Source organism: Streptomyces sp. NPDC058691, assembly GCF_042714775.1.
In the GTDB taxonomy this organism is placed as follows: domain Bacteria; phylum Actinomycetota; class Actinomycetes; order Streptomycetales; family Streptomycetaceae; genus Actinacidiphila.
Genome location: NZ_JBHXSO010000017.1, coordinates 57,269 through 72,352 on the forward strand (window position 1 = coordinate 57,269; position 15,084 = coordinate 72,352).

The 15,084-nt window shown below is 70.1% G+C and carries 16 protein-coding genes; 1 reads left to right on the plus strand and 15 read right to left on the minus strand.

The annotated features are described in order from the left end of the window. Positions 1-8: 8 nt before the first annotated feature. Genes nuoK through ACFWVC_RS14525 form a run of 11 tightly spaced genes read right to left on the minus strand, consistent with a single transcriptional unit; the run spans position 9 to position 10,738 of the window. Positions 9-308: an NADH-quinone oxidoreductase subunit NuoK gene (gene nuoK / locus ACFWVC_RS14475; protein ID WP_319658407.1), complete on the minus strand. Its 300-nt coding sequence runs from the start codon at positions 306-308 to the stop codon at positions 9-11. Then, a complete protein-coding gene (locus ACFWVC_RS14480) occupies positions 305-1,105 on the minus strand; it encodes an NADH-quinone oxidoreductase subunit J (protein ID WP_384284204.1) in 801 nt (266 codons plus the stop codon). The genes nuoK and ACFWVC_RS14480 overlap by 4 nt, the downstream gene beginning before the upstream one ends. After that, entirely contained in the window at positions 1,102-1,758 is a 657-nt protein-coding gene (gene nuoI / locus ACFWVC_RS14485; RefSeq protein WP_384284207.1) for an NADH-quinone oxidoreductase subunit NuoI, read from the minus strand. The genes ACFWVC_RS14480 and nuoI overlap by 4 nt, the downstream gene beginning before the upstream one ends. Beyond that, entirely contained in the window at positions 1,751-3,079 is a 1,329-nt protein-coding gene (nuoH, locus tag ACFWVC_RS14490) for an NADH-quinone oxidoreductase subunit NuoH (RefSeq protein WP_384284210.1), read from the minus strand. The genes nuoI and nuoH overlap by 8 nt, the downstream gene beginning before the upstream one ends. Continuing rightward, positions 3,076-5,559, minus strand: a complete 2,484-nt coding sequence (locus tag ACFWVC_RS14495) for an NADH-quinone oxidoreductase subunit G (protein ID WP_384284213.1) — start codon at positions 5,557-5,559, stop codon at positions 3,076-3,078. Before ACFWVC_RS14495 ends, nuoH begins: the two co-directional genes overlap by 4 nt. Then, a complete protein-coding gene (nuoF, locus tag ACFWVC_RS14500) occupies positions 5,556-6,887 on the minus strand; it encodes an NADH-quinone oxidoreductase subunit NuoF (RefSeq protein WP_384284400.1) in 1,332 nt (443 codons plus the stop codon). The genes ACFWVC_RS14495 and nuoF overlap by 4 nt, the downstream gene beginning before the upstream one ends. Before the next feature lie 2 nt (positions 6,888-6,889). After that, a complete protein-coding gene (gene nuoE, locus ACFWVC_RS14505; RefSeq protein WP_384284402.1) occupies positions 6,890-7,717 on the minus strand; it encodes an NADH-quinone oxidoreductase subunit NuoE in 828 nt (275 codons plus the stop codon). A gap of 26 nt (positions 7,718-7,743) precedes the next feature. After that, positions 7,744-9,078 carry an NADH-quinone oxidoreductase subunit D gene (locus ACFWVC_RS14510; RefSeq protein ID WP_384284217.1) on the minus strand — a complete coding sequence of 445 codons (1,335 nt, stop codon included), beginning with the start codon at positions 9,076-9,078 and terminating at the stop codon, positions 7,744-7,746. Further along, positions 9,075-9,812, minus strand: coding sequence for an NADH-quinone oxidoreductase subunit C (locus ACFWVC_RS14515; RefSeq protein ID WP_384284219.1), 738 nt, complete (start codon positions 9,810-9,812; stop codon positions 9,075-9,077). The genes ACFWVC_RS14510 and ACFWVC_RS14515 overlap by 4 nt, the downstream gene beginning before the upstream one ends. Further along, on the minus strand, positions 9,809-10,363 hold the full coding sequence (locus ACFWVC_RS14520) for an NADH-quinone oxidoreductase subunit B family protein (protein WP_319658399.1): 555 nt from the start codon (positions 10,361-10,363) through the stop codon (positions 9,809-9,811). Before ACFWVC_RS14520 ends, ACFWVC_RS14515 begins: the two co-directional genes overlap by 4 nt. A gap of 15 nt (positions 10,364-10,378) precedes the next feature. Beyond that, positions 10,379-10,738 carry an NADH-quinone oxidoreductase subunit A gene (locus tag ACFWVC_RS14525; RefSeq protein ID WP_360902808.1) on the minus strand — a complete coding sequence of 120 codons (360 nt, stop codon included), beginning with the start codon at positions 10,736-10,738 and terminating at the stop codon, positions 10,379-10,381. A gap of 555 nt (positions 10,739-11,293) precedes the next feature. Between ACFWVC_RS14525 and ACFWVC_RS14530 the strand changes: the two genes are divergently transcribed. Beyond that, positions 11,294-12,109 (plus strand): C40 family peptidase, encoded by an 816-nt coding sequence (locus ACFWVC_RS14530; protein WP_384284223.1) that lies wholly within the window; start codon positions 11,294-11,296, stop codon positions 12,107-12,109. A 183-nt stretch (positions 12,110-12,292) separates the two neighbouring features. Here ACFWVC_RS14530 and ACFWVC_RS14535 read toward each other — a convergent pair whose 3' ends face one another. From ACFWVC_RS14535 to ACFWVC_RS14550, 4 genes are all read right to left on the minus strand, one after another. After that, a complete protein-coding gene (locus tag ACFWVC_RS14535; protein ID WP_384284225.1) occupies positions 12,293-12,586 on the minus strand; it encodes a hypothetical protein in 294 nt (97 codons plus the stop codon). Between the two features lie 270 nt (positions 12,587-12,856). Next, on the minus strand, positions 12,857-13,219 hold the full coding sequence (locus tag ACFWVC_RS14540; protein ID WP_384284228.1) for a DUF4180 domain-containing protein: 363 nt from the start codon (positions 13,217-13,219) through the stop codon (positions 12,857-12,859). Next, positions 13,212-13,682, minus strand: coding sequence for a helix-turn-helix domain-containing protein (locus ACFWVC_RS14545; RefSeq protein WP_384284230.1), 471 nt, complete (start codon positions 13,680-13,682; stop codon positions 13,212-13,214). The genes ACFWVC_RS14540 and ACFWVC_RS14545 overlap by 8 nt, the downstream gene beginning before the upstream one ends. A gap of 87 nt (positions 13,683-13,769) precedes the next feature. Further along, positions 13,770-15,062, minus strand: coding sequence for a geranylgeranyl reductase family protein (locus ACFWVC_RS14550; RefSeq protein ID WP_384284232.1), 1,293 nt, complete (start codon positions 15,060-15,062; stop codon positions 13,770-13,772). Between the last annotated feature and the right edge of the window lie 22 nt (positions 15,063-15,084).

Genomic DNA, 15,084 nt, shown 5'->3' on the forward strand with positions numbered 1-15,084 from the left:
GCTACCCCTTAGAGCTTCATCAGGCTGGCGTCGTCGACCGAGGCCGAGTGGCGTGAGCGGAAGATCGTCACGATGATCGCGAGGCCCACGACCACCTCCGCAGCGGCGACGACCATCGTGAAGAAGGCGATGATCTGGCCGTCGAGGTTGCCGTGCATCCGGGAGAAGGTGACGAACGCGAGGTTGGAGGCGTTCAGCATCAGCTCGATGCACATGAAGACGATGATCGCGTTGCGCCGGATCAGCACCCCGGCCGCGCCGATGGTGAACAGCAGCGCCGCCAGGTACAGGTAGTTGACCGGATTCACTTCGACGCCTCCTCAGTGCGCTGCTCCAGCTCGGCGACCTTGGCGACCGCCTCGGCGGAGACGTCGCGGTACTGGCCGCGGCCGCGCAGCGTCGGGCTGACGCTGAGCTCGGAGACCGTGCCGTCCGGCAGCAGGCCGGGCACGTCGACCGCGTTGTTGCGGGCGTAGACGCCCGGCGCGGGGAGCGGGGGGAGCTGCTTGCCCTCGCGCACCCGCCGCTCGGCCAGTTCGCGCTGGGTGGCGCGGGCCTCGGTGCGCTCGCGGTGGGTGAGGACCATCGCGCCGACGGCCGCGGTGATCAGCAGCGCGCCGGTGATCTCGAAGGCCCACACGTACTTGGTGAAGATCAGCGAGGCCAGTCCTTCGACGTTGCCGCCGGCGTTGGCCTGGCCGAGCCCGGTGAACTGCTTGAGCGAGGCGCTCGCGATGCCCGCGATCAGCAGGACGCCGAAGCCGATCCCGGCCGCGGCGGCGAGCCAGCGCTGCCCCTTCAGCGTCTCCTTGAGCGAGTCGGCGGCGGTGATGCCGACCAGCATGACGACGAAGAGGAAGAGCATCATGATCGCGCCGGTGTAGACGACGATCTGCACGACACCGAGGAAGTACGCGCCCTGGGCCAGATAGAAGACCGCCAGGACGATCATCGTCCCGGCGAGCGACAGTGCGCTGTGCACGGCCTTCTTCATCAGCACGGTCGCGAGTGCGCCCAGCACCGCGACGGTGCCCAGCACCCAGAACTGGACCGCCTCCCCGGTGGAGGTGGTGTACCCGGCCGCCAGCGTGGTCAGCTCGTTCATGCCTCGCCTCCCGTCCCGGCCGGAGCGGCGCCGCCCGTCGTGGGGACCTGCACACCGGCCGTTCCGTTGCCCTCCGGCTCGTCCTGCACGCTCTCGTCGGGCTTCTCGCCCTTGGAGACCGCGACCTGGCGCTCGGTCCCGGGGGCCGCGTGCGTCACCGCGCCGCGGTAGTAGTCGCCCTCGTCCATGCCGGGGAAGATCGAGTGCGGGGCCTCGACCATGCCCTCGTCCAGGCCCGCGAGCAGCTGCTCCTTGGTGAAGATCAGCGACTCCCGGCTGGTGTCGGCGAGTTCGTACTCGTTGGTCATCGTCAGCGCCCGCGTCGGGCAGGCCTCGATGCACAGCCCGCACAGGATGCAGCGGGCGTAGTTGATCTGGTAGACGCGGCCGTAGCGCTCACCAGGCGAGTAGCGCTCCTCGTCGGTGTTGTCGGCGCCCTCGACGTAGATCGCGTCGGCGGGGCAGGCCCACGCGCACAGCTCGCAGCCGACGCACTTCTCCAGCCCGTCCGGGTGACGGTTGAGCTGGTGGCGGCCGTGGAACCGCGGCGCGGTCGGCTTCTTCTCCTCGGGGTACTGCTCGGTCAGCCGCTTCTTGAACATGGCCTTGAAGGTCACGCCGAAGCCCGCGACCGGGCCCAGGAACTCAGGCATCGTCGGCCTCCTTGCCTACGAGTTGACGCTCCGCACGGGACGGCCGCCGCGGGACGGGCGGCAGCTCCTGGCCGGGCAGCGGCGGCACGGGGTACCCGCCCGCCATGGGGTCGAACTGCTCCGGCGGCCCCGCAGCGGCGGCCGCCTCCTTCTCCTTCTCGCCGCGATCCCGCAGGACGTCGAAGGCCAGCGAGACCAGGAGCAGCAGGACGACGGCGCCGCCGACGTAGAGCACGATCGACTGGAAGTCGTAGTTCTCGTTGCGCAGCGCCCGGACGGTGGCCACCAGCATCAGCCACACCATCGAGACCGGGATGAGCACCTTCCAGCCCAGCTTCATCAGCTGGTCGTAGCGCACGCGGGGCAGCGTGCCGCGCAGCCAGATGAAGAGGAAGAGCAGCAACTGGACCTTGACCACGAACCACAGCAGCGGCCACCAGCCGTGGTTGGCGCCCTCCCAGAAGGTGCTGATGGGCCACGGGGCCCGCCAGCCGCCCAGGAAGAGGGTGGTCGCCACCGCCGAGACGGTCACCATGTTCACGTACTCGGCGAGCATGAAGAGCGCGAACTTGATCGAGGAGTACTCGGTGTTGAAGCCGCCGACCAGGTCGCCCTCGGACTCGGGCATGTCGAAGGGCGCGCGGTTGGTCTCGCCGATCATCGTGCCGATGTAGATGATGAAGGACACCGGCAGCAGCACGATGTACCAGCGGTCGTGCTGCTGGGCCACGATCTGCGAGGTCGACATCGAGCCGGAGTAGAGGAACACCGACGCAAAGGCGACGCCCATCGCGATCTCGTACGAGATCATCTGCGCGCACGAGCGCAGGCCGCCGAGCAGCGGGTACGTCGAGCCGGACGACCAGCCGGCCAGGACGATGCCGTAGATGCCGACGGACGCGGTGGCCAGGATGAACAGGATGCCGATCGGCAGGTCGGTGAGCTGCATCGGCGTACGGTGGCCGAAGATCGAGACCTCGTTGTCGGCCGGGCCGAAGGGGATCACCGCGATCGCCATGAACGCCGGGATGGCCGCGACGATCGGGGCCAGCACGTAGACGACCGCGTCGGCCTTCTTGACGATCAGGTCTTCCTTGAGCATCAGCTTCACGCCGTCGGCGAGCGACTGGAGCATGCCCCAGGGGCCGTGCCGGTTGGGGCCGATGCGCAGCTGCATCCAGGCGACGACCTTGCGCTCCCACACGATGGAGAACAGCACGGTCAGCATCAGGAACGCGAAGCAGAAGACCGCCTTGATGGCGACCAGCCACCACGGGTCCCGCCCGAACATGGACAGGTCCTCGACGGACATCGTCATCATCGGGCCACCTCCTTCGTGGGCGCGGCCACCTTGACGACCTGGCCGGGCAGGGCACCGGTGTCCGAGACGAGGCCGCCGCCCGCGGAGTTCAGCGGCAGCCACACGACGCGGTCGGGCATCTCGGTCACCTTCAGCGGGAGCCGTACGGCGCCGGCGGGGCCGGCGATCTCGGCCTCGGCGCCGTCGGTGAGGCCGATCTCCTCCGCCGTGGCCGCCGACAGGCGGGCGACCGCCGGGTGGCGGGTGCCGGCGAGGGCGTCGTCGCCCTGCTGGAGCAGGCCCTGGTCGAGCAGCAGCCGGTGACCGGCGAGGACGGCCTCGCCGACGCCCGGCTTGGGGATCGGGCGGCCGGTCTCCCGCGGTGCGGCGGCGCGCGGGCCGTCCACCGGGGCGAGCCGGGTCAGCTCGGCGCGCGCCGCCTTCACATCGGCGAGGCCGAGGGAGACGTCGAGCGCGTCGGCCAGCATCGTCAGCACCCGGGCGTCCGGGAACTGGTGGCGCTGGACCTGCTGGGCCGGCTTGATCGCGGTCTCGAAGAGCCGTACCCGGCCCTCCCAGTTGAGGAAGGTGCCGGCCTTCTCGGCGACCGCGGCCACCGGCAGGACGACGTCCGCCCGCTCGGTGACCTCGCTCGGCCGCTGCTCCAGGCTGACCACGAAGCCGACCGCGTCCAGCGCCTCGCGGGCCTTGGCCGGGTCGGGCAGGTCGGCGACCTCCACGCCGCCCACGAGCAGCGCGCCGAGTTCCCCGGCCGCCGCCGCCTCGATGATCGCGGCGGTGTCGCGGCCGAAGCGGGACGGGAGCGTGGCCACGCCCCAGACCGCGGCGACCTCGTCGCGGGCGCGCGGATCGGCGACCGGACGGCCGCCGGGCAGCAGCCCCGGCAGGGCGCCCGCCTCGACGGCGCCGCGCTCACCGGCCCGGCGCGGGATCCACGCCAGCCGGGCGCCGCTGGCCTCGGCCAGCCGGAGCACCGCGGTCAGCGCGCCGGGAACGGCGGCCAGCCGCTCGCCGACCAGCACGACGGCACCCTCGGTACGCAGCGCCTCGTGCGCCGCACGGCCGCTCGTGTCCAGGCCCACACCGCCCGCGAGCGCGTCCAGCCACTCGGTCTCGGTGCCGGGCGCGGCGGGCAGCAGGATGCCGCCCGCCTTCTCCAGCCCTCGGGTGGCGAAGGGGGCCAGCGCGAAGGTCCGCTGCTTGTGCTTGCGCCAGGCCTTGCGCAGCCGCAGGAAGACGCCGGGCGCCTCCTCCTCGGCCTCCAGTCCGGCCAGCAGCACCGCGGGGGCGTTCTCCAGCAGCGTGTAGGTCACGCCGTCGCCGGTCAGATCCCGCCCGCGACCCGCCACGGCGGAGGCCAGGAAGTCGGCCTCCTCGGCGGAGTGCGCGCGGGCCCGGAAGTCGACGTCGTTGGTGTCCAGGGCGACGCGGGCGAACTTGGCGTACGCGTACGCGTCCTCGACCGTGAGCCGGCCACCGGGCAGCACACCGGTGCGGCCGCCGGCCGCGGCGAGCCCGCGGGCCGCCGCCTCCAGCGCCTCCGGCCAGCTCGCCGGCTCCAGCTCACCGCTGTCGGCGTTGCGCACCAGCGGGGTGGTGAGCCGCTCGGGCCGCTGCGCGTAGCGGAAGCCGAAGCGGCCCTTGTCGCAGATCCACTCCTCGTTGACCTCGGGGTCGTCCTGCGCGAGCCGCCGCATGACCTTGCCGCGGCGGTGGTCGGTACGGGTGGCGCAGCCGCCCGCGCAGTGCTCGCACACGCTCGGCGAGGAGACCAGGTCGAAGGGGCGGGAGCGGAAGCGGTAGGCCGCAGAGGTCAGCGCGCCGACCGGGCAGATCTGGATGGTGTTGCCGGAGAAGTACGACTGGAAGGGATCGCCGTCCCCGGTGCCGACCTGCTCCAGCGCGCCGCGCTCCAGCAGCTCGATCATCGGGTCGCCCGCGACCTGCTGGGAGAAGCGGGTGCAGCGCGCGCACAGCACGCACCGCTCGCGGTCCAGCAGGATCTGGGTGGAGATCGGCATGGGCTTGGCGTAGGTCCGCTTGCGTCCCTCGAAGCGGGTGTCGGCCTGGCCGGCGGACATCGCCTGGTTCTGCAGCGGGCACTCGCCGCCCTTGTCGCAGACGGGGCAGTCCAGCGGATGGTTGATGAGCAGCAGCTCCATCACACCGCGCTGGGCCTTGTCCGCGACGCCGGAGGTGAGCTGGGTCCTGACGACCATTCCGTCCGTGCAGGTGATCGTGCACGACGCCATGGGCTTGCGCTGGCCCTCGACCTCGACGATGCACTGCCGGCAGGCGCCCACCGGGTCCAGCAGCGGGTGGTCGCAGAAGCGCGGGATCTCGATCCCGATCATCTCGGCGGCCCGGATCACCAGCGTGCCCTTGGGCACGGACAGTTCGATGCCGTCGATGGTGACGGACACCAGGTCCTCGGGCGGCACCGCAGCCTCTCCGGAAGCGGCGTTCGTGGTGACGGTCACGCGTTCACCTCCAGGTGAGACTTGTCGGCCCAGACCGTGGACTTGGCGGGGTCGAAGGGGCAGCCGCGGCCTTCCAGGTGCTCCACGTACTCGTCGCGGAAGTACTTCAGGGAGGAGAAGATCGGGCTGGCCGCTCCGTCGCCGAGGGCGCAGAAGGACTTGCCGTTGATGTTGTCGGCGATGTCCGCGAGCTTGTCGAGGTCGGCGAGGGTCCCCTTGCCGGCCTCGATGTCGCGCAGCAACTGGACCAGCCAGTACGTGCCCTCGCGGCAGGGCGTGCACTTGCCGCAGGACTCGTGGGCGTAGAACTCGGTCCAGCGGGTGACGGCGCGCACCACGCAGGTGGTCTCGTCGAAGCACTGGAGCGCCTTCGTGCCGAGCATCGATCCGGCGGCGCCGACGCCCTCGTAGTCCAGCGGGACGTCGAGGTGCTCATCGGTGAACATCGGGGTCGAGGAACCGCCCGGGGTCCAGAACTTGAGCTTGTGGCCGGGGCGCATCCCGCCGCTCAGGCTGAGCAGCTGACGCAGGGTCACACCGAGCGGGGCCTCGTACTGGCCGGGGTTGGCGACGTGGCCGCTGAGCGAGTACAGCGTGAAGCCCGGGGACTTCTCGCTGCCCATGGAGCGGAACCACTCCTTGCCCTTGTTCAGGATCGCGGGCACCGAGGCGATCGACTCGACGTTGTTGACCACCGTCGGGCACGCGTACAAACCCTCGACCGCCGGGAAGGGCGGCCGCAGCCGGGGCTGGCCGCGCCGGCCCTCCAGGGAGTCCAGGAGCGCCGTCTCCTCGCCGCAGATGTACGCGCCGGCGCCGGCGTGCACGGTCAGCTCCAGGTCGAATCCGCTGCCCAGGATGTTCTCGCCGAGGAAGCCCGCCTCGTACGCCTCGGCGACCGCGTGGTGCAGCCGCCGCAGCACGGGGACGACCTCGCCGCGCAGGTAGATGAAGGCGTGCTGGGAGCGGATCGCGTGGCAGGCGATCACCATGCCCTCGATAAGCGAGTGCGGGTTGGCGAACAGCAGGGGGATGTCCTTGCAGGTGCCCGGCTCCGACTCGTCGGCGTTGACGACGAGGTAGTGCGGCTTGCCGTCGCCCTGCGGGATGAACTGCCACTTCATCCCGGTGGGGAAGCCGGCGCCGCCGCGGCCGCGCAGACCCGCGTCCTTGACGAACGCGATCACGTCGTCCGGGGGCATGGCGAGCGCCTTGCGCAGGCCCTCGTACCCCTCATGCCGGCGGTACGTGTTGAGCGTCCAGGACTGCGGGTCGTCCCAGAAGGCCGACAGAACGGGTGCGAGCACCTTCTCCGCCGAGTCAACCATCGTCACTGCTCCCCCTCGCCTTCATTCGTGCGCTGCTCGGTGACGGGCCCGGCGGGGTGGTCCGGGTCGGAGACCGCGGACTCCTGCGGGGCGTCGTGGGAGCTGGCGTGCGCCGGCGGCGTCTCGTCCCCGGGCGGGGCGGAGGTCTGCCGCGGTACACCGCCGCCGGAGCCCGGCAGGGCCTCGCCGCGGGAGAGCCGCAGGCCCGCGAGTGAGGCCGGTCCCGCGCCGCCGGTCGCCTCGACGGCGCCGGGGCGCTCGTCGGGGAACCCGGCGAGGATCCGGGACGTCTCCTTGTATGTGCACAAGGGAGCGCCCCGGGTGGGCTCGACGGTCCGGCCGGCCCGCAGGTCGTCGACGATCCGCTTGGCCGACTGCGGGTCCTGGTTGTCGAAGAACTCCCAGTTGACCATCACCACGGGGGCGAAGTCGCAGGCCGCGTTGCACTCGATGTGCTCCAGCGTGACCTTGCCGTCCTCGGTGGTGCCGCCGTTCTCGACGCCGAGGTGCTCCTTGAGTTCGTCGAAGATCGCGTCCCCGCCGAGCACCGCGCACAGGGTGTTGGTGCAGACCCCGACCTGGTACTCGCCGGACGGCGCCCGGCGGTACATGGTGTAGAAGGTCGACACCGCCGTCACCTCGGCCGTGGTCAGCCCGAGCGTCTCGGCGCAGAACCGGACCCCGGTGCGGGAGACATAGCCCTCCTCCGCCTGCACCAGGTGCAGCAGCGGGAGCAGGGCGCTGCGGCTGCCGGGGTAGCGCGCGATGATCTCGCGCGCGTCCGTCTCCAGGCGCTGCCGTACGTCGGCCGGGAAGTCCGGCGCGGGCATCGCGGGGATGCCGAGTGATACCTCAGTCACCGGTCGACGCCTCCCATCACGGGGTCGATGGACGCCACCGCGACGATGACGTCGGCGACCTGGCCGCCCTCGCACATCGCCGCCATGGTCTGCAGATTGGTGAAGGACGGGTCCCGGAAGTGGACCCGGAAGGGGCGGGTGCCCCCGTCGCTGACCACGTGGACCCCGAGTTCGCCCTTGGACGACTCGACGGCGACGTACGCCTGGCCGGGCGGCACCCGGAAGCCCTCGGTCACCAGCTTGAAGTGGTGGATCAGGGCCTCCATGGAGGTGCCCATGATCTTCTTGATGTGGTCCAGCGAGTTGCCGAGCCCGTCCGGGCCGAGCGCCAGCTGCGCGGGCCAGGCGATCTTCTTGTCGGCGACCATGACCGGGCCGGGCTGCAGCCGGTCCAGGCACTGCTCGACGATCTTCAGCGACTCCCGCATCTCGTCCAGGCGGATGAGGAAGCGGCCGTAGGAGTCGCAGGTGTCGACCGTCGGCACCTCGAACTCGTAGTTCTCGTAACCGCAGTACGGCTGCGTCTTGCGCAGGTCGTGCGGCAGGCCCGTGGAGCGCAGGATCGGGCCGGTGGCGCCGAGCGCCATGCAGCCGGCCAGGTCCAGGTAGCCCACGTCCTGCATGCGGGCCTTGAAGATCGGGTTGCCGGTGGCGAGCTTGTCGTACTCGGGAAGGTTCTTGCGGAACTTCTTCACGAACTCGCGGATCTGGTCCACGGCGCCGGGCGGCAGGTCCTGGGCGAGGCCGCCGGGGCGGATGTACGCGTGGTTCATCCGCAGGCCGGTGATCAGCTCGTAGATGTCCAGGATCATCTCGCGGTCGCGGAACCCGTAGATCATGATCGTGGTGGCGCCGAGCTCCATGCCGCCGGTGGCGATGGCCACCAGGTGCGAGGAGATGCGGTTCAGCTCCATCAGCATCACGCGGATGACGGAGGCCCGGTCGGGCACCTCCTCGGTGACGCCGAGCAGCTTCTCCACCGCCAGGCAGTACGCCGTCTCGTTGAAGAACGGCGTCAGGTAGTCCATGCGCGTCACGAACGTGGACCCCTGGGTCCAGGTCCGGAACTCCATGTTCTTCTCGATGCCGGTGTGCAGGTAGCCGATGCCGCAGCGGGCCTCGGTGACCGTCTCGCCGTCGATCTCCAGGATCAGCCGGAGCACACCGTGGGTGGACGGGTGCTGCGGGCCCATGTTGACGACGATGCGCTCGTCGTCGGCCTTGCCGACGGTCTCGGCCAGTTCGTCCCAGTCGCCGCCGGTGACCGTGAAGACCCGGCCCTCGGTGGTCTCCCGCTCCGTGGCCTGCTGGGGTGCGTGATGAGTACTCACGAGTACGACCTCCGCTGGTCCGGAGCCGGGATCTGGGCGCCCTTGTACTCGACGGGGATGCCGCCGAGGGGGTAGTCCTTGCGCTGCGGATGCCCCTGCCAGTCGTCCGGCATCATGATCCGCGTCAGGGCGGGGTGGCCGTCGAAGACGATCCCGAAGAAGTCGTACGTCTCGCGCTCGTGCCAGTCGTTGGTCGGGTAGACCTCGACGAGCGACGGGACGTGCCGGTCGGCGTCGGAGACGCTCACCTCCAGCCGGATCAGCCGGTTGTGGGTGATCGAGCGCAGGTGGTAGACGGCGTGCAGCTCGCGGCCCTTGTCCTCGGGGAAGTGGACGCCGCTCACCCCGGTGCAGAGCTCGAAGCGCAGCGCGGGGTCGTCGCGCAGGGTCCGGGCGATGCGGGGCAGGTGCTCGCGCGCGACGTGGAAGGTGACCTCGCCGCGGTCGACGACGACCTTCTCGATCGCGTTGTCCGGGACGAGGCCCTGCTCCTCCAGGGCGCCCTCCAGCTCGTCGGCGACCTCGTCGAACCAGCCGCCGTAGGGGCGGTTCGTGGCTCCCGGCAGGCGCACGGTGCGCACCAGCCGGCCGTATCCGGAGGTGTCGCCGCCGTTGTTGGCGCCGAACATGCCGTGCTGGACGCGGATCGCCTCGCCGTGGTCCCCACGCTGACCGGGCAGGCCGTTCGCCTGCACGTCCTTGTCCGGATTCGGGGTGTCCGGGGAATCCGTCATCGGAGAAGCCCCTTCATCTCAATCGTCGGCAGCGCCTTCAGCGCCGCCTCCTCCGCCTCGCGCGCGGCCTGTTCCTGGTTCACGCCGAGCTTGCTGTGCTGGATCTTGTGGTGGAGCTTGAGAATGGCGTCCATCAGCATTTCGGGACGGGGCGGACATCCGGGGAGATAAATGTCAACGGGGACCACATGGTCGACACCCTGCACAATTGCGTAGTTGTTGAACATTCCGCCGCTTGATGCGCAGACGCCCATCGAGATGACCCACTTGGGGTTCGGCATCTGGTCGTAGACCTGCCGCAGGACGGGGGCCATCTTCTGGCTCACCCGGCCGGCCACGATCATCAGGTCCGCCTGGCGCGGGGAACCGCGGAAGACCTCCATCCCGAAACGGGCGAGGTCGTACCGGCCGGCCCCGGTGGTCATCATCTCGATGGCGCAGCAGGCCAGACCGAAGGTCGCCGGGAAGACCGACGCCTTCCGCACCCAGCCCGCGGCGGTCTCGACGGACGTCAGCAGGAATCCGCTCGGCAGCTTCTCTTCAATACCCATGGCTTTTCTCCGCCCCTAGTCCCATTCCAGACCGCCGCGGCGCCAGACATAGGCGTACGCGACGAAGACGGTGAGCACGAAGAGGAGCATCTCGACGAGCCCGAAGATCCCCAGGGAGTCGAAAGAGACCGCCCAGGGGTAGAGGAAGACGATCTCGATGTCGAAGACGATGAAGAGCATCGCCGTCAGGTAGTACTTGATCGGGAAACGGCCACCACCGGCCGGATGCGGAGTCGGCTCGATGCCGCACTCATACGCCTCCAATTTAGCCCTGTTATACCGTTTTGGGCCGATAATTGAGGCCATGACCACGGAGAAGATCGCGAAGCCGGCCGCGAGGCCGCCCAGCACGAGGATGGGCGCGTAGGCATTCACGTCCCCGCTCCTTCCAGTCGACGGTGACTGATGACGGACCGTGCCCGGGTATGTGCGCCACGCCACCTAGATCCTCTCTATGTGAGGCAGTTCACAAGCCCGAACTGCCCGCATCCTATGCCTCCCGGTCTGTGATCTGCGACACGGGGTTCCCACCGGACTTTGTGATCTACGCCACCCACCGAAGGAACGTCGGGCCGGATGAGCGGTGATCTTCTCACGCAGGTATCTCAAATGATCACCAGAAGTCATATTTGCTCGCGTTATCGCTGGCCAGAGGGGGTGTCCCACTATCAGGCCATCGCGGCTCAAAGCAAATTGGAGCTCCCCTGTGCGGCGTGATAGCGCGCCGCCGCCCGTCCGGGTGAGGCGGGAAAGTCCGTGCTGACGGCGACAGAAGGCACGTGAACGCACGCACGAGGAAATCGACTTGGATATCCCATTCATCCCGAATAAGGAAGATCGAAAAAGGGACAATAGCACTGGGTTGAGGCCAACTGTGGCGCATCACACTTTTGTTGAACGGACCCGATTCCGCCTGATACCCAAGACCACATGCCCCTTCAGATCTCGCATATACGCCGCCGGCGACGCGCCACGCAGAGCACCAACTGGGTGCGCCGCGCTGGAGTCGCCGGCGGCGTCATCGGAACGCTCGCACTCACCGGAATGTCCGCCCCCGCGAACGCGGAACCCACGGCCGCCGACCCGGCGACCACCGGGAGCATCCCGGTCATCCCCGCCCTCTCCACCCAGGCGAGCGCCGCGCAGGCCGCCGCCGCCATCGACGAGACCGTCGTCGAGCAGCAGCTGGACGCGGCCCGCGACGAGGCCCGTGACCAGGCGATGAAGGCCGCCGCCAAGAAGAAGGCCGCCGCCGACGCCCGCAGGTCCGCGGCAGCCAAGGCCGCCGAGGCCCGGGAGTCCGCCACCGCGTCCCGCTCGGCCGGGCGCACCGCGCTGGCCACGCCCGCCTCCGCCCCCTCGGTCGCGTCGACGTCGAGGTCGGCCGCGAGCGGCAGCGTCGCCTCCGTGCTCGGCTTCCTGAAGGCCCAGGTCGGCAAGCCATACGTGTACGGCGCCACGGGCCCCAGCGCGTACGACTGCTCCGGCCTCACCCAGGCCGCGTTCCGGACCATCGGTGTCGAGCTGCCGCGTACCTCCCAGGCGCAGTCGACCTTCGGCACCCAGGTCCCCGTGAGCCAGGTCCAGCCGGGCGACCTGCTGTTCTGGGGCGGCGTCGGTTCCGCTTACCACGTCGCCGTCTACATCGGCGACGGCCAGTACCTGGACGCGGCGAACCCGAGCAAGGGCGTCGTGATCCAGAAGATGGCCTATTACATGCCCACCTCCGCCGTCCGCGTGGCCTGATTCCGCGACGTCCGCGACCCCCGTCCCCACGGGAGGACCGCCGCCGCACCGGCCGGCAGGTCCACGGTGCCGCCATGCCCCGCGGCACCTCCGCTCGTGAAGGCGTGCACACGCCCGTACGGGGCCGGGCCCGGCCCCGCCGTGATGGCGGAGGCCGGGCCCGGGACGGGGAGGGGACGGGGATCAGCGGCGGACGCAGACCTTGTAGGCGGGGTGCCAGACCTTCTCCCAGCGCAGGGAGCCGTGGGACGACCCGGCGTGCCCGCCGCGGCGGTCGCGGTCGCCACGGCCGTCGTGGTCGCCGCGTCCGGAGGTGTGGCGGTACGTCCAGTAACCCTTGTGCCAGCTGCAGTGGAGCTTCTTGCCGTGCCCGGAGCCGTGTCCGGACGGGGCGGCGGAGGCGGAGGCGGTCATTCCGCCCGCAGCAAGCAGAACGGCAGCGGCAGCAGTGGCAAGGGACTTCGTGAAGGTGTTCATGGTGTGCCTTCCTCCCGTTGACGGTGTCCCCGGTGGGGTGAGCAAAAGTATGAGCACATCATCACGAACCACGCATTTCGGGCTTTCGTCCCCAACGACCCATCGCAGCAGGTGACATCGATGTCAGATGCGGCGTCCGTCCCGGCCTGACCCGGCCCCGCCCGGCCCCGAATGGCGTTCGCATGTTCGACACCGCGTTCCCCGCCGGGTTACGCGCGACCGGGGGCGCCGGGCCGCTCCCGCCCCCGCGACTGCGCTACTGACGGAACGTCACGAAGCCAGCCGGGCGTCGAGTTCGCCGAGATCGGTCACGAACCACACCTGGTCGCCGCGGTTGGACTCGCGCACCAGGTCGCGCAGCGCCGTACTGACCCCGGTCCAGGCGGAGATGTCGCCGACGACCACCAGCCGCAGCCGGTAGTTGACGAACTTCTGCAGGATCTCGCCGGCCACCCCGGTACGCAGCGCGAAGAAACGCTCGTCGAACCGGGACACGGGAACGGCCACCACGTCCGCGCGCGAGAACGCCGCACCGATCACGTCGAGCGCGTCCTGCGGGCCCGCGATCTTCGGGCCGTCCTCCCCGGCGACCAGGACGGGCACACCGGCGCGTTCGGTCACCAGGTCAGTCACGGGGTCCGCCTTCGGGGTCGTCGAGCGGGGTCTCGGGGAACATGCCGTTCTCCGCCCCGAGAACGCCGTCGATGGTGCTCAGGATGTCCGCCGCGGGCGCGAGCCCGCCCAGGACGACGACCTTGAGCCGGGCCCGCGGCCGGTCGTACACCGTCTGGATGCGCACCGGTTCCGCGCTGTCGCGCGGCATCCGGGCACCGGCGGCAAGCAGGGTCGTCAGGCGGTCGGCGGCCGCCGCCCCGATGCCGTCGAGTTCGACGATGGCGGAGACCTCGGCCCGCCGTGGCGGCGGCGCGGGGGCCGGCCGCCCGGTGAGCACATCGAGGTCGGCCGGCGCGACGCGGTATTGCTTGCCGATGCGCACGGCCTTCAGCCGCCCGTCGCGGATGTAGCCGCGCACGGTGCGTACGTGCAGTCCGAGCCGCTCGGCGACCTGCTCCACCGAGTACCAATCCTGCTCCATGCTTACGCATCCTACCCATCAAGTGTGAGGACAGGGAAGGTTACGTAAGGAAATGGTATGTGCATCGGGCAATGAAGCCCGGCGTCGTCACGACCGCGGGGCCACCTTCGACAGGCCGTTGATGACGCGGTCCATCGCGTCGCCGCCGGACGGGTCGGTGAGGTTCGCCAGCAGCTTGAGGGTGAAGCGCATGAGCAGCGGGTGGCTGAGTCCGCGCTGCGCCGCCACCTTCATGACCTTCGGGTTGCCGATCAGCTTCACGAAGGCCCGGCCGAGCGTGTAGTAGCCGCCGTAGGTGTCCTTCAGGATGCGCGGGTAGTTGTGCAGCGCGAGTTCGCGCTGCGCCGCGGTGCCGCGCGCGTGCGCCTGGACGATGACGTCGGCGGCGATCCGGCCGGATTCCATCGCGTAGGCGATGCCCTCGCCGTTGAACGGGTTGACCAGGCCGCCCGCGTCGCCGACGAGCAGCAGGCCGCGGGTGTAGTGGGGCTGGCGGTTGAAGGCCATGGGGAGCGCGGCGCCGCGGATGGGGCCGGTCATGTTCTCGGGGGTGTAGCCCCAGTCCTCGGGCATGGACGCGCACCAGGCCTTGAGGATCTCGCGCCAGTCCAGGTCCTTGAAGGAGGCGGAGGTGTTGAGCACGCCGAGGCCGACGTTGGACGTCCCGTCGCCCATGCCGAAGATCCAGCCGTAGCCGGGCAGCAGCCGGGGGTCGCCGGGGGCGCGCCGGTCCCACAGCTCCAGCCAGGACTCCAGGTAGTCGTCGTCGTGGCGGGGCGAGGTGAAGTACGTGCGCACCGCGACGCCCATCGGGCGGTCCTCACGGCGGTGCAGGCCCATCCCCAGCGAGAGCCGGGTGGAGTTGCCGTCGGCGGCCACGACCAGCGGGGCGTGGAAGGTGACCGGGGTCTTCTCCTCGCCGAGCTTCGCCTCGACCCCGGTGATGCGGCCGGTGCGCTCGTCGCGGATCGGACCGGAGACGTTGCAGCGCTCGTACAGCCGCGCGCCGGCCTTCTCGGCCTGGCGGGCCAGCAGTTCGTCGAAGTCCTCGCGCTTGCGGACGAGTCCGTAGTCGGGGAAGGAGGCCAGGTCCGGCCAGTCGAGCTGGAGCCGGACACCGCCGCCGATGATGCGCAGGCCCTTGTTGCGCAGCCAGCCCGCCTCTTCGGAGATGTCGATGCCCATCGCGACGAGCTGCTTGGTCGCCCGCGGGGTGAGGCCGTCGCCGCACACCTTCTCGCGGGGGAACGCGGTCTTCTCCAGCAGCAGGACGTCCAGACCGGCCTTCGCCAGGTAGTACGCGGTCGTCGAACCGGCGGGACCGGCCCCGACGACGATCACATCGGCACTGCGCTCGGAGGCGACGGTCGTGTCAGTCACGGTCGGGATCTCCCGTCGGTAT

Excerpts from the sequence above, each read along its gene's own strand:
- ACFWVC_RS14480 (WP_384284204.1), bottom strand. The coding sequence starts at position 1,105 with ATGAACGAGCTGACCACGCTGGCGGCCGGGTACACCACCTCCACCGGG.
- nuoE (WP_384284402.1), bottom strand. The coding sequence starts at position 7,717 with ATGCCCGCGCCGGACTTCCCGGCCGACGTACGGCAGCGCCTGGAGACG.
- ACFWVC_RS14545 (WP_384284230.1), bottom strand. The coding sequence starts at position 13,682 with ATGGAGCAGGATTGGTACTCGGTGGAGCAGGTCGCCGAGCGGCTCGGA.
- nuoF (WP_384284400.1), bottom strand. The coding sequence starts at position 6,887 with ATGGTTGACTCGGCGGAGAAGGTGCTCGCACCCGTTCTGTCGGCCTTC.
- ACFWVC_RS14515 (WP_384284219.1), bottom strand. The coding sequence starts at position 9,812 with ATGACGGATTCCCCGGACACCCCGAATCCGGACAAGGACGTGCAGGCG.
- nuoH (WP_384284210.1), bottom strand. The coding sequence starts at position 3,079 with ATGATGACGATGTCCGTCGAGGACCTGTCCATGTTCGGGCGGGACCCG.
- nuoI (WP_384284207.1), bottom strand. The coding sequence starts at position 1,758 with ATGCCTGAGTTCCTGGGCCCGGTCGCGGGCTTCGGCGTGACCTTCAAG.
- ACFWVC_RS14520 (WP_319658399.1), bottom strand. The coding sequence starts at position 10,363 with ATGGGTATTGAAGAGAAGCTGCCGAGCGGATTCCTGCTGACGTCCGTC.
- ACFWVC_RS14535 (WP_384284225.1), bottom strand. The coding sequence starts at position 12,586 with ATGAACACCTTCACGAAGTCCCTTGCCACTGCTGCCGCTGCCGTTCTG.
- ACFWVC_RS14530 (WP_384284223.1), top strand. The coding sequence starts at position 11,294 with ATGCCCCTTCAGATCTCGCATATACGCCGCCGGCGACGCGCCACGCAG.